Genomic DNA, 12,065 nt, shown 5'->3' with positions numbered 1-12,065 from the left:
TGGACCAGGAAGAATGACGGAAACGACCACCACAGCTCCGTCCACCCCAGCACACGGGCGGAACCGCCTCCCCGGGAAGGCGCTCTTCGGCCTCTTCCTCAGCGGGTTCGTCGGCATCCTCACCGAGTGCCTGCCCGCCGGCCTGCTGCCGGAGATCAGCGCCACGCTCCGCACGAGCGTGTCGCTCACCGGCCAGACCGTGACGATCTACGCCCTCGCCACCGCGATCGGCGCGATCCCGCTGACCAGGGCCACGGCCAAGTGGCCCCGCAAGAACGTGCTGCAGCTGGCGCTCGGCACCGTCGCCGTCACCAACGCGCTCACCGCGCTGTCCGGCGACTACGCGCTGACCCTCGTGATCCGCTTCGTCGCCGGCCTGGGCACCGGGCTCATCTGGCCGATCCTCGGCGGCTACGCCGCCCGGCTCGCCCCCGAGGGACGCCAGGGCCGGGCCATCGCCATCGCCCTGGCCGGGACCCCGGTCTCCCTCGCCCTCGGTGTCCCGCTGGGCACCTGGCTGGGCGCGCTGGGCGGTTGGGAGCTCGCCTTCCACGCCTCCGCCGTACTGACCGCGCTGACCATGGTGTGGATCCTGGCGACACTGCCGAACCTGCCCGGCCGGACGGAGGGCGAGCACTTCACCGTGCCCCGGGTCCTGCGCCTGCCGGGGCTGCGCACCATCCTCTTCGCGCTCGCCACGTACATGGTCGCCCACAACATCCTCTACACCTACGTCACCGACCTGCTCGGGTACCTGGGCATGGGCGGGCAGACGGGCTGGGTGCTGTTCGCCTTCGGCGCCACCTCCATCCTGAGCGTCCTCGTCGTCGGCACCCACATCGACCGCCACCTGCGGAAGCTCGTCGTGGGCAGCACCGCGCTGTTCGCGGTCAGCGTCCTCGTGCTCGCCGTGGCCTCGGGGGTGCCCGCGCTGGTCTACGTCGCGGTCGCGGCCTGGGGCTTCGCCTTCGGCAGTTCCCCCAGCCTGTTCATCGGCGCCGCGATCAACGCGACGGGGGCGGCCGCCGACGTCGCGCAGTCCGTCACCATCACGGTCTTCTCCTCGTCCATCGCCCTGGGCGGCCTCATCGGCGGCCTCCTGGTCGCGGACCTGGGGACGGCGTCGATCACCTGGGCGGCACTGGTCCTCCTGGTCGCCGCCGCGGCGGCCGTGACCGGCGGCAGGAAGCACGCGTTCCCCGCGGGCGCGTGACGGCGGCCGGGCCCGTCACCTGGTGACGGGCCCGGCGCCCCCCGCGCGGCGTGCCGTCGGCCGTTCGCCGGGGCCGGGGCGGCCGGCCGGGGGAACCCGGTGGCGTCGGCCACGCCGGGGTCCGGCGGCGCGGGCCGCGGCCGGCACCGCCGCGAGCGGCCGGCCGGTCTCCGCGACCGATGGCGTTCGTGCAGCTCAGAGGCGTGTTATTGGTGTTGACAACGGTCACCGGTACAGCCTTTGCAGATCCGCGCCCCGGTGTGTTTCCCTTCCGTTCCGGCACCCGGAAAAAGGGGGAGGACGTCTCTCATGAGCGCTCACGGCCACGATCACGGTCACCGGCACGGCACCGGCGGCCACGAGGGCCACTCGCACGGGGTGTCCGCCGACGCCGACCGCCGCTGGCTCGGCATCGCGCTCGCCCTCATCGCCGGGTTCATGACCGTCGAGGTCGTCATCGGCCTGATCGCCCAGTCCCTCGCGCTGCTCTCCGACGCCGCGCACATGCTCACCGACGCCGCGTCCATCGTGCTCGCCCTGATCGCCATGCGCCTGGCCGCCCGCCCGGCCCGGGGCGGCTTCACCTACGGCCTGAAGCGCGCCGAGATCCTCTCCGCCCAGGCCAACGGCATCACCCTCCTCCTGCTGGCCGCGTGGCTGGCCTACGAGGCGGTACGGCGGCTCGTCTCGCCCCCGGACGTGGAGGGCGGCCTGGTCCTGGTCACCGCCCTGGCCGGCATCGTCGTCAACGTCGCCGCGGCCTGGTGCCTGTCCAGGGCCAACCGCACGTCCCTCAACGTCGAGGGGGCCTTCCAGCACGTCCTGAACGACCTGTACGCCTTCATCGGCACCGCCGTCGCCGGTCTCGTCGTCCTGCTCACCGGGTTCGCCCGGATCGACGCCATCGCGACGCTCGTCGTGGTCGGCCTCATGGTCAAGGCGGGGTACGGACTGGTCAGGGAGTCGGGCCGCATCTTCCTGGAGGCCGCGCCCCCCGGCCTCGACCCCGACGAGGTCGGCGACAAGCTGGCCGCGCACGACGCCGTCACCGAGGTCCACGACCTGCACATCTGGACGATCACCTCCGGACAGCCCGCGCTGTCCGCGCACGTCCTCGTCCGGCGGGGCGGGGACTGCCACGCCGTCCGGGACGACCTCGAGGGCCTGCTCGCGGCCGACTACGGCCTCACCCACACCACCCTGCAGCTGGACCACGCGGCCGCTGAGCTCCTCACCGTGGGCGAGGGCCGTGGCGGCGGCGCGAGGTCGCACTGCGGCGACCCCCACGGCCCGGTCCACCACGAGGGCCCCCACGCGCATTGACGGGCGGTCCGGCGGGCGGTGACGCCCGCGACCCGGGCATGCCCGGAACGCCGACCGGACGGTGACCACGGCATCGCGGTGAGCAGCGGACGGGGCAGCGGGGCCGCAGGGGCCGGGGGGGCCTCCGCGCCTCGAATGGTGGGCCAACCCGTCCACGTGCCTGAGCTCGTTCGACGTGCACGTCGAGGCCGGGGTCACCGGTCCGGCCTGGATCCGCCGCGCGACGTTCGCGGACCCGCACACCTGGGATCACCACGACGGGTTGGGCTTCCTGATGGCCCTCGCCCCCGCTTCTCGCTGCGCTTCGGGCGCCTGCGCCTCTGACGCACGACGCGATCCGAGCCGGTCCGCGGAGTGATCCGCCGCCGCGGAAATCGCCCCGCCGGGAACACGGCCACTTCGGACGAAGTTGCACAAACCAATACACAAGCCCGGCCACACCGAGAAGATGCTCATGGCAGCGGAACACCACCTCCTGACACCGGACGCGGACATCGCCTTCTGGGACGAGGGGGACGGCGAGGCCGTGCTCCTCGTCCACGCGTCCTTCGGCGCCGACTGGTTCGCACCGCTCGCCGGGCTGCTGCCCGGCTTCCGCGTCGTACGCACCCACCGCGCCGGGTACGGCAGGAGCCGGGACCTCAGCGGCCGGCTGAGCGTCGACGACCACGCCCGGCACCTCGCGGAGGTGCTCGGCGCGCGGGCGACCGGGCCGGTCCACGTGGTCGGCCACTCCACCGGGGGCACCCTCGCCCTGCAACTGGCCGCCGCGTGCCCGGGCCTCGTCCGGTCGATGGTGCTGCTGGAACCGGCCCTCCCGTACGCCCCGGGCGAAGCGGAGAGCGAGGCCATGCGCCGGGCCGTCGCCGCCGCCGAGGACGGCGACCTGGCGCGCGCCTACGGCCACTTCCCGGGGAGCGTGTGCGCGCCGGGCTACCTGGACGTCATGACGCGCACGCTCGGCACGGACGGCTTCCGGAGGTCGGTCCTCAGCGGCAGGTACTACTTCGACCACGAGCGGGCGGCGTTCGCCGCGTGGGACGCCGACGCCGCGGGCCTCGGCTCACTGCGCCAGCCCGCGCTGCTGGTGGCGGGCGGCGAGGGGGAGCGCCTCGGCACCCCGTACCGGGCGCGCAACCGCGCACTGGCGGCGCGCCTGGCCCGCGCCGAGCAGGTGACGCTGCCTGGCGTCAGCCACGCGATGCCCCTGGAGGACCCCGCCCTCGTCGCGTGGACCGTGCTCGACTTCGTACGACGCCACCCCGTCGACGCCGTCTGACGCCCCGGGGCCGCGTCCGCCGTCAGGGTGACGCTCCGCCCGCGCGACGCGTCGCGGTGGCCGCACCGCGAGGGCGGGCGCTTGCATCAGCACATGGCGACCGTACCCATCCCCCTGCGCACCCGGTTCACCGACCTCGTCGGCTGCGACGTGCCGATCCAGCTGGCCGGGATGGGCTGGGTGAGCGGGCTCGACCTCGCCGACGCGGTGTCCGCCGCGGGGGCCCTCGGGATGGTCGGCTACCCGATGGCGCCGGCGTCCGTGCTCTCCGAACTGCTCGACGCGGTGCGGCGGCGCACCTCCCGCCCGGTGGGGGTCAACTTCATCCTTCCGCTGCTGGAGGACGAGGCGTGCGTCGACGTCGCCGCGGAGCGGATGCCGGTCGTCGAGTTCTTCTACGCGGATCCCGTCCCGCGCCTGGTCACCCGGGCCAAGCGCGGCGGGGCGCTGGCCGCGTGGCAGGTGGGTTCGGTCGAGGAGGCGCGGGCGGCGGCCGACGCGGGGTGCGACTTCGTCGTCGTCCAGGGCAGGGAGGCGGGCGGTCACGTGCGCGGCGTACGGCCGCTGCTGCCGCTCCTCGACGACGTGCTCGACAGCGTGGACGTCCCCGTCGTCGCCGCGGGCGGGATCGCCACCGCCCGGTCGCTCGCCGCGGTGCTGGCCGCCGGGGCGCACGCGGCCCGCGTCGGGACGCGGTTCGTGGCGACGCACGAGTCCGACGCGCACCCGGCGTACAAGGAGGCCCTGATCAGGGCCGGCGCCGGCGACACCGAGCTGACGACGCAGTTCTCGACCGGATGGCCGGACGCACCGCACCGCGTCCTGACCGGCTGCGTCGAACGCGCCCGCGCCCTGGACACCGACGTCGCCGGCGAGGCGGTACTGGGCGGCGTGTCCGTGTCCATCCCCGCGTCCAGCCCGGTCTGCCCTCTGCGGACGACGACCGGCCGGCTGGACGCGATGGCCCTCTACGCGGGAGAGGCGGTCGGCGCGGTGTCCCGGCTGGAGTCGGCCCTGGACGTCGTCCGCGAACTCGCCGACGGGGCCGCCCGGTTGCTGTGCAAGGCCTCCGGCGGGATCGGCAAGGAGCCCGCCTGAGACGTCCACGACGACGTGGGCGGGCGCCGGGGTTTTCCACAGGCCGGTTGCCGCTCACGGCCGCGCTGTGGTCCTCGGGGCCGGTTCACTGTCAGACCCGTGCACCAGGATGCAGCGCATGACGACAGTGATCGCTGCCCCGTTGATGTCCCGTGAGGACTACCGCTCCGCCGTGGACACGGCCCTGCAGGCGTGCGCCGCCTACTACGGCGACGGGACGAGCCCGCTCGACGACGCCGCCTACGACCTGCTGGCCTCGCGCATCCGCGACTACGAGGCCGAGCACCCCGGGGACGTCCGCGAGGACTCCCCCACGGGCAAGGTGGGCGGCGGGGCCGCTCCGACGGGGGACGTGGCGCACACCGTTCCCATGCTGTCCCTCGACAACGTCTTCAGCGCCGAGGAACTGGTCAAGTGGGACGCGTCGGTCGCCCGGCGGCTCGGGGCACCCGTGCAGGGCGGCTACGTCACCGAACCCAAGCTGGACGGGGCCGCCATCGCCGCCCGGTACGTGGACGGGCGCCTGACGCGGCTCGTCACGCGCGGCGACGGCAACTCCGGCGAGGACGTCTCCCACGCGATCGGGTCGATCGTGGGCCTGCCCGCGGTGCTGAACACCTCCGCCACCTTCGAGGTGCGCGGCGAAGTCCTGCTCACCCGGGAGCAGTTCGCGGCGGCCAACGCCACACGGACCGCCCACGGGGCGAAGGTCTTCTCCAACCCGCGCAACGGCACGGCCGGCACGCTGCGCGCCAAGGACCGCCCCTACGTGATCGAGACGACCTTCTACGCCTACGGGGTGGTCGGCCTGCCCGGCGACACCCACACGCAGATGATGGACGCCGTCGCCGCCGCGGGGGTGCAGACCACGGCCGCCACACCTGTGGGACCGCGGGTCTGCGCCACCGTGGAGGACGTCCAGCGCCGCGTCGACGAGATCGCGGCACTGCGCGCGGAGCTGCCGTTCGGCATCGACGGCGTCGTCATCAAGGCGGACGCCGTCGCCGAGCAGGAGAAGGCCGGGTTCGCCACCCGGCACCCGCACTGGGCGACGGCGTACAAACTCGCCGCCGCCGAACGGCAGTCGAAGCTGCTCGCGGTGGAGTGGAACGTCGGACGCACCGGCGTCATCGCGCCCCGGGCCGTGCTGGAGCCGGTCGAGGTCGACGGCAGCATCGTGCGGTACGCGACGCTGCACAACCCGAAGTTCATCCGCGACAGCGGCCTGATGATCGGTGACACCGTCATGGTGTGGAAGGCCGGCGACATCATCCCCCGCATCGAGGCACCCGTGGTGGAGCTGCGCACGGGTGACGAGACGCCCGTGGTCTTCCCCGAGTCGTGCCCGACATGCGGCGGCGAGATCGACACCTCGGGCGAACGCTGGGAGTGCGCCGGCGGCGCCGGCGGCGGATGCGGCCTGCTCGCCGCACTGCGGTACGCCGTGGGCCGCGACCAGCTCGACATCGACGGCCTCGGTGTCACCTACCTCGAGGCCCTGGTCGACAGCGGCGCCGTCGCCGACGTGGCCGACCTGTTCGGCCTCACGCGGGAGCGGCTGGTCGAGGCCACCCGCAGCGAGAAGCGCGCCGACACCGTGGTGGCCCAGATCGAGGCGGCCAAGGCCAAGCCCCTCAACCGGGTGTTCTGCGCGCTGGGCATCGTCCGCACCGGCCGTACGCTCTCCCGTGAGATCGCCCGCCACTTCGGCACGATGGACGCGATACGCGCGGCCGACGCCGACGCCCTGGCCGCGGTGCACAAGCTTCCGGCGGCGAACGCCCCCAAGATCGCGGCGCACATCGCGGCCATGGGTGCCGTCATCGACAAGCTCGTCGCCTCGGGCGTCACCATGACCGAGCCCGCGGCGGCCTCCACCGGCACGCCCGGCGGGGCGAGGCCGCTCGACGGTCAGGTCGTCGTCATCACCGGCGGCATGAACGGGCTCCTCGCCGGCCGGAACCGCAACGAGTTGAACGAGCTGGTCGGCAACGCCGGCGGCACTTCGTCCGGCAGCGTGTCGAAGAAGACCACCCTCCTCGTCGCGGGCGAGGGAGCGGGTTCCAAGCTCGCCAAGGCGCAGGAACTGGGCACGAAGGTGCTCACCGAGCAGGAGTTCGCGGACCTCGTCGCCGACCACCTCGTCTGAGGGAAGCGGCGAGCGGCCCGCGATCCGCTTCAGCCGGGTCAGCCGAGTTCAGCCGAGGCGGGTGAGCTTCGAGCCGAGCGACGGCGAGGACAGACGGCCGCCGAGGGCGACCGGCACCTTCACGGCGCTGTCGTCGTCGCCGACGGTGAGGGTGCCGATCGGGGCGCCGGCCGGTGCCGCGTGCGGGATGCCGTTCCTGGGGGCGTCCAGGGAGAGGCCCACCCTGAGGCCGCTCCAGCCGATCGCGCGGACGTCCTCGGTCGCCACGACCTCGGTCCGTCCGCCGAGACCGTCGTCGACGTAGCCGACGGCCTCGCCCTTCCCGACGACCACCCGCGAGTCGAGCGCCCGGAGCGCGGCCTGGAGCAGCGTGTCGCTGCGGCCCAGCACCGTGTCGAGGATGTCGGCCTTGTGCTGCCCGAGCACCGCGCCGACGACGAGCTGTTCGGTGCCGTCGAGGTCGCGGACCGCCGCGAACAGGAGGTTGCCGCCCGCCTTGGTGCTGCTGCCGGTCTTGATGCCGACGACGTCGCCGGAGCCGAGCAGCCGGTTGACGTTCCGCTGGACGTCTCCGTTGAGGTCCGTGTAGCGGGTCTTGGCGGCGAGTTCGGCGAAGACCGGGTCCTTCATCGCCGCGTGCCCCAGCCTGACCTGGTCGCTCGCGGTGCTGACGGTGGTCGCCTCCAGGCCGCTGGGGTCGGTGTACGTCGTGTCGTCCATGCCGAGTTCCCTGGCGGTGGCGTTCATCTTCCTCACGAACGCCGCCTCCGAACCCGCGTCCCAACGGGCCAGCAGACGGGCGATGTTGTTGGCCGACGGCAGCATGACGGCCTCCAGCGCCTCGTACTCGCTGAGCTTCTGGCCCGCCCTCACCTTGACGACGGACTCCCCCTCCGTCTGCCCGCTGCCGAACTGGTCCTCGGCCTTGCGGTCGACCGGGACGGTCTTGCCCGTCTCGCCCTGCTCGATCGGGTGGTCGCGCAGGATGACGTAGGCGGTCATCACCTTGGCGACGCTCGCGATCGGCACCGGCCGCTGTTCGCCGAACGCGCCGATCCGGCCCAGGCCCTCGGCCTCCAGCACCGCCTGGCCCTCGGCGGGCCACGGCAGTGACGGCCGGTCGCCGCCGAAGGTGTACGAGGGCGCCGCGGTCAGCCTCAGCGTGGGCGCCGGGAGCGGCCGCAGCGCCTGGACCACGCAGAAGATCAGCACCAGCAGCAGGACCACCGGGAGCCAGGTCCTCAGCGGGTGCACGGGGGTGCGCTCCGCCGGTTCCGGGGGCAGCGGCGGAGGTGGCGGAGGCGGGTTCGTCAGCTCGTCCAGCAGCGTCCGGCGCCCGCCCGCGGGCGCGGAGGGCTCCGTCGCGCCGCTCGGTTCGTTCGCGCCGCTCGATTCGTTCGCGCCGCTCGGTTCGGTCGCGCCGCTCGGTTCGGTCGTCTCCCCCGACGACTCCCGCTGATCCGCCCCGCCGGGGGTCTCGCCCGTCACGCCGGCCTCCTCGACGACCTTTCGCTGCCGAACACCAGTTTCCGGACCGTGGCGGCCGCGGCATCGTGAGCGCCGCCAAAGGAGTGCCTCCGCCACCCGCACGGCTCCTCGCCGGTCCTCCGGTGGCCCTCCGGTGGTGGGGGCACCAGGGGCGATATACGTTCGAGGAGGGAGGACGACCACGGGCCGCCGTGGCGCGCCGTGACCGCGCGCCGGAGCCCCGCCGCCGCACGCCGGGAGGGTGTCCCCATGAAGGTCCAAGGGTCCGTCGCCTTCGTCACCGGAGCCAACCGCGGGCTCGGTGAGCAGTTCGTGAAGGCACTCTTCGAGGCCGGGGCGGCCAAGGTCTACGCGGGAGCCCGCGACCCCGCGAAGGTCTCCGTCCCCGATGCCGTCCCCATTGCGGTGGACATCACCGACCACGCGTCGGTGCGCGCCGCGGCAGAGCAGGCCAGGGACGTGACGTTCCTGGTCAACAACGCGGGATCCACGACCCGGGCGAACGTCCTCACCGCCGACCTGGATGCGTTCCGCTCGGAGTTCGAGACGCACGTCATCGGCACCCTCGCGATGAGCAGGGCCTTCGCCCCCGTGCTCGGCCGCAACGGGGGCGGCGCGATCGTCAACGTGCTCTCGATCCTGTCCTGGGTGTCCGTCCCGCGCACCGCCGGGTACGCCGCCGCCAAGTCCGGCGAGTGGTCGATCACCAATGCCCTGCGGCTGGCGCTGGCCGAGCAGGGGACGCAGGTCACGGCGCTCCACGTCAGCTACCTGGCGACGGAGATGGCCGCGGCCGTGACCGGCCCGAAGGAGGATCCCGCGACCGTGGCGCGTGCCACCCTCGACGGCGTGGAGGCCGGGGCGGACGAGGTGGTCGCCGACGACATCACCCGGCGGGTCCTGGCGGCGCTGTCCGGTGGCACGGGCGCGCTGTACCCACAACTGCACGGCGGCGAGGCACTGTTCTGACCCCCGGCCCCCTGACCCCTGAGCCCTGGCCCTCGGCCCCCCTCTCCCCCGGCCTCCACGACGGGACCGGCGATCGGAGGTACCCATGACGGGCGGCACCGCGCACCAGGAGCCCGCCGACCTCGGCGGCCAGACCGTCGTGGTGATCGGGGCCAGCTCGGGCATCGGCCTGGAGACCGCGCGCCGGGTACGGGACGGCGGCGGGGAGGTCGTCCTGACCGGGCGCGACCCCGAGCGGCTGCGGAAGGCCGCGGACGAGCTCCGGCCGCTGAGCACGGCGGCCTTCGACGCCACCGACACCGACCGCCTCGGGGAGTTCTTCCGGGGCCTGCCCGGCACCGTCGACCACGTGCTGCTCACGGCCGGCAGCCCGTTCTACATGCCGCTGGCGGAGATGGACCTCGCCGCGGCCCGCCGTCACTTCGGCTACCGCCTCGCCATGACCCTGGGGGTGGCGCTGCACAGTGCCGGCAAGGTCCGCCCCGGCGGGACCCTGCTGTTCATCGGCGGCACGGGCGGCCGGCGCCCCGGCGTCGGCATGGCCGTGGCGTCCGCCCTCACCGCGGCACTGCCCGCCCTCACCGCGAACCTGGCGCTGGAACTGGCGCCGATCCGCGTCAACCTCATCGCCGCAGGCTTCGTCGACACCGCCCTGTCGGCGTCACTGCTGGGCGACCGGCTCGAGGCCCGGCGCGAGGAACTGCGCGCCACGCTGCCCATCCGGCGGGTCGTCGGCCCGGCGGACGTCGCCGCGCTCGCCACCCACATCATGTGCAACGGAGCGCTCACCGGCGGGACGTACGACATCGACGGCGGCCAGGACCTCATCGCGCACTGACCCCGGAGACCCGGAGTGTGGCTGTCATGATCACTTGGTTCATCACCGGCGCGGCCCGCGGGTTCGGACTGGAGCTCGCCCGACAGGCACTGGAGCGCGGCGACCGCGTCGTGGCGACGGCCCGCGACCCCCGGGACGTGGAGAAGGCGCTCTCCGCGTACGGCGAGCGGGTGCTCGCGGTCGCCCTGGACGTCACCGACGAGGCACAGGCCCGCGCGGCGGCCGACGCGGCCGTGTACGCCTTCGGCAGGATCGACGTCCTGGTCAACAACGCGGGCCGCGGGGTGCTGGGAGCGGTCGAGGAGGTCTCCGACGCGGCGTTCCGGGCGGTCTACGAGACGAACGTCTTCGGCCTCGCCAACGTCACCCGTGCCGTCCTGCCGGTCATGCGCCGGCAGCGGTCGGGCCGCATCCTCAACCTGAGCTCCATCGGGGGTTTCCGCGGCGCGCCCGGCTTCGGCGTCTACTGCTCGACCAAGTTCGCGGTCGAGGGGCTCTCCGAGGCCCTGCACGACGAGCTGTCCCCGCTGGGCATCCACGTCGTGATCGTCGAACCGGGCTACTTCCGCACCGACTTCCTCGACGCGTCCAGCCTGCACACCGAGGGCCGGGTGATCCCGGACTACGCCGCCACCGCCGGTGCGGTGCGCGACGCCGTCCCCGGCCTCAACCACGGCCAGCCCGGTGACCCCGTCAAGGGCGCCCGGGCCATGATCGAGCTCGCCGACGCCGACCACCCGCCGATGCGCGCGCAGCTCGGCAGCGACTGCGCCGCCGCGATGGACGGCAAGATCGCCGAGCTCCGCAAGGAGACCGCCGCCTGGCGGCCCCTCGCGCTCTCCACCGACCACGACGCCACCGGCTCCGCGGCCTGACGGAACGGCTGTCCGCCCGCGGCACACGCCGCTGTACGCTGCGCCGATGGCGAGCGACGGACCCGGTGGGCGGCAGGAGACCGAGCGGACCGGCCAGGCATTCGGGCCGCCGATCCGGCGCATGTTCCGGGACGTGATCGCCGACCGTCTGCCCGACCGGGACCGGCCGCCCCAGGCCCACATGCTGTTCACGCCCTCTGCGGGTCCGTACTGGGCGGACGACTCCGATTTCCTCGCCGACTTCTACAGCGAGATCCTCCACCAGGACACATGCCAGGCCTCCACGGCCGAAGGCCTCGTGCTGCTCGCGGTGCTGGCCGGCGACGACCGGGTGCCCGCGCGGGAGCGCTTCGGTTTGGTGGACGTCCTCTTCAGCGCCGCCACGGTCGCGGAACGCCAACAGGCCTCCTGCTGGCCCGACACCCCGCCCCACGCGGACCCGGAGAGTGAAGCCCGGGCCCGCGCCGTGGTCGAGTTCCGCACACCGGAGCTCCTGGCGCGGTGGCAGGCCGAGTGCCCGGCCGTGCGGCTCGCCCTCGCCGCTCTGGCCGTCGTCTTCCCCACCGCACGCACGCTGCCGGCCCTCACCGCCCGCCTGCGCCCCTTCCTCGCACGGCACCCGCCCGGCACCGACGTCGGGGACTACGTGCGGTTCGTGCTGGTGCTGGCCGCCCGGAACGCGGACGAGACCCTGGTCGCCGTCGAGGGATACACCGACATCCACTGGTACGGCACGTTCCGCCAGGCACCCACGCGGGCACGAGCCTTCCACCTGCTCGGACAGATGCTGTCCCGGGTGGCCGTCGACCTGAGGTCGTTCCCCGGGCCGTAGC

General features: G+C 73.7%; 10 protein-coding genes. 9 read left to right on the top strand and 1 reads right to left on the bottom strand.

The genetic code is table 11. The annotated features are described in order from the left end of the window. Positions 1–13: 13 nt before the first annotated feature. The 5 genes from ABZ479_RS27815 to ligA all read left to right on the top strand — a co-directional run bounded on the left by ABZ479_RS27815 (position 14) and on the right by ligA (position 7,062). Complete coding sequence (locus tag ABZ479_RS27815) at positions 14–1,213, top strand: MFS transporter (protein ID WP_500464104.1); 1,200 nt, start codon at positions 14–16, stop codon at positions 1,211–1,213. A gap of 309 nt (positions 1,214–1,522) precedes the next feature. Beyond that, positions 1,523–2,536 carry a cation diffusion facilitator family transporter gene (locus ABZ479_RS27810; protein WP_500464103.1) on the top strand — a complete coding sequence of 338 codons (1,014 nt, stop codon included), beginning with the start codon at positions 1,523–1,525 and terminating at the stop codon, positions 2,534–2,536. 454 nt (positions 2,537–2,990) lie between these two features. Next, positions 2,991–3,815 carry an alpha/beta fold hydrolase gene (locus ABZ479_RS27805; RefSeq protein ID WP_499600536.1) on the top strand — a complete coding sequence of 275 codons (825 nt, stop codon included), beginning with the start codon at positions 2,991–2,993 and terminating at the stop codon, positions 3,813–3,815. Between the two features lie 93 nt (positions 3,816–3,908). Beyond that, positions 3,909–4,913 (top strand): NAD(P)H-dependent flavin oxidoreductase, encoded by a 1,005-nt coding sequence (locus ABZ479_RS27800; protein WP_500464102.1) that lies wholly within the window; start codon positions 3,909–3,911, stop codon positions 4,911–4,913. 118 nt (positions 4,914–5,031) lie between these two features. After that, the gene (gene ligA, locus ABZ479_RS27795; protein ID WP_500464101.1) at positions 5,032–7,062 is read left to right on the top strand and encodes an NAD-dependent DNA ligase LigA; all 2,031 of its coding nucleotides are present in this window, start codon (positions 5,032–5,034) and stop codon (positions 7,060–7,062) included. A gap of 48 nt (positions 7,063–7,110) precedes the next feature. Here the strand turns inward: ligA and ABZ479_RS27790 are convergent, their stop codons facing one another. Continuing rightward, positions 7,111–8,550 (bottom strand): D-alanyl-D-alanine carboxypeptidase family protein, encoded by a 1,440-nt coding sequence (locus ABZ479_RS27790; protein ID WP_500464100.1) that lies wholly within the window; start codon positions 8,548–8,550, stop codon positions 7,111–7,113. Between the two features lie 249 nt (positions 8,551–8,799). Here ABZ479_RS27790 and ABZ479_RS27785 point away from each other — a divergent pair, with 249 nt between their 5' ends. From ABZ479_RS27785 to ABZ479_RS27770, 4 genes are all read left to right on the top strand, one after another. Continuing rightward, positions 8,800–9,519, top strand: coding sequence for an SDR family oxidoreductase (locus tag ABZ479_RS27785; protein WP_500464099.1), 720 nt, complete (start codon positions 8,800–8,802; stop codon positions 9,517–9,519). A gap of 85 nt (positions 9,520–9,604) precedes the next feature. Continuing rightward, positions 9,605–10,357 (top strand): SDR family oxidoreductase, encoded by a 753-nt coding sequence (locus tag ABZ479_RS27780; protein WP_500464098.1) that lies wholly within the window; start codon positions 9,605–9,607, stop codon positions 10,355–10,357. Positions 10,358–10,383: 26 nt separating this feature from the next. Further along, positions 10,384–11,232 (top strand): oxidoreductase, encoded by an 849-nt coding sequence (locus tag ABZ479_RS27775; protein WP_500464097.1) that lies wholly within the window; start codon positions 10,384–10,386, stop codon positions 11,230–11,232. A 46-nt stretch (positions 11,233–11,278) separates the two neighbouring features. Continuing rightward, on the top strand, positions 11,279–12,064 hold the full coding sequence (locus ABZ479_RS27770) for a hypothetical protein (protein ID WP_500464096.1): 786 nt from the start codon (positions 11,279–11,281) through the stop codon (positions 12,062–12,064). Position 12,065: the final 1 nt, after the last annotated feature.

Source organism: Streptomyces sp. NPDC005722 (genome assembly GCF_040630935.1).
Taxonomy (GTDB): domain Bacteria; phylum Actinomycetota; class Actinomycetes; order Streptomycetales; family Streptomycetaceae; genus Actinacidiphila.
The sequence above is the reverse complement of the archived record's forward strand: the minus strand, read 5'-3'. Positions and strand labels throughout refer to the sequence as shown.

Bases quoted from the DNA above. Each gene is read 5' to 3' on its own strand.
- ABZ479_RS27775 (WP_500464097.1), top strand. From the start codon at position 10,384: ATGATCACTTGGTTCATCACCGGCGCGGCCCGCGGGTTCGGACTGGAG.
- ABZ479_RS27785 (WP_500464099.1), top strand. From the start codon at position 8,800: ATGAAGGTCCAAGGGTCCGTCGCCTTCGTCACCGGAGCCAACCGCGGG.
- ABZ479_RS27780 (WP_500464098.1), top strand. From the start codon at position 9,605: ATGACGGGCGGCACCGCGCACCAGGAGCCCGCCGACCTCGGCGGCCAG.
- ABZ479_RS27800 (WP_500464102.1), top strand. From the start codon at position 3,909: ATGGCGACCGTACCCATCCCCCTGCGCACCCGGTTCACCGACCTCGTC.
- ABZ479_RS27805 (WP_499600536.1), top strand. From the start codon at position 2,991: ATGGCAGCGGAACACCACCTCCTGACACCGGACGCGGACATCGCCTTC.
- ABZ479_RS27770 (WP_500464096.1), top strand. From the start codon at position 11,279: ATGGCGAGCGACGGACCCGGTGGGCGGCAGGAGACCGAGCGGACCGGC.
- ligA (WP_500464101.1), top strand. From the start codon at position 5,032: ATGACGACAGTGATCGCTGCCCCGTTGATGTCCCGTGAGGACTACCGC.
- ABZ479_RS27815 (WP_500464104.1), top strand. From the start codon at position 14: ATGACGGAAACGACCACCACAGCTCCGTCCACCCCAGCACACGGGCGG.
- ABZ479_RS27810 (WP_500464103.1), top strand. From the start codon at position 1,523: ATGAGCGCTCACGGCCACGATCACGGTCACCGGCACGGCACCGGCGGC.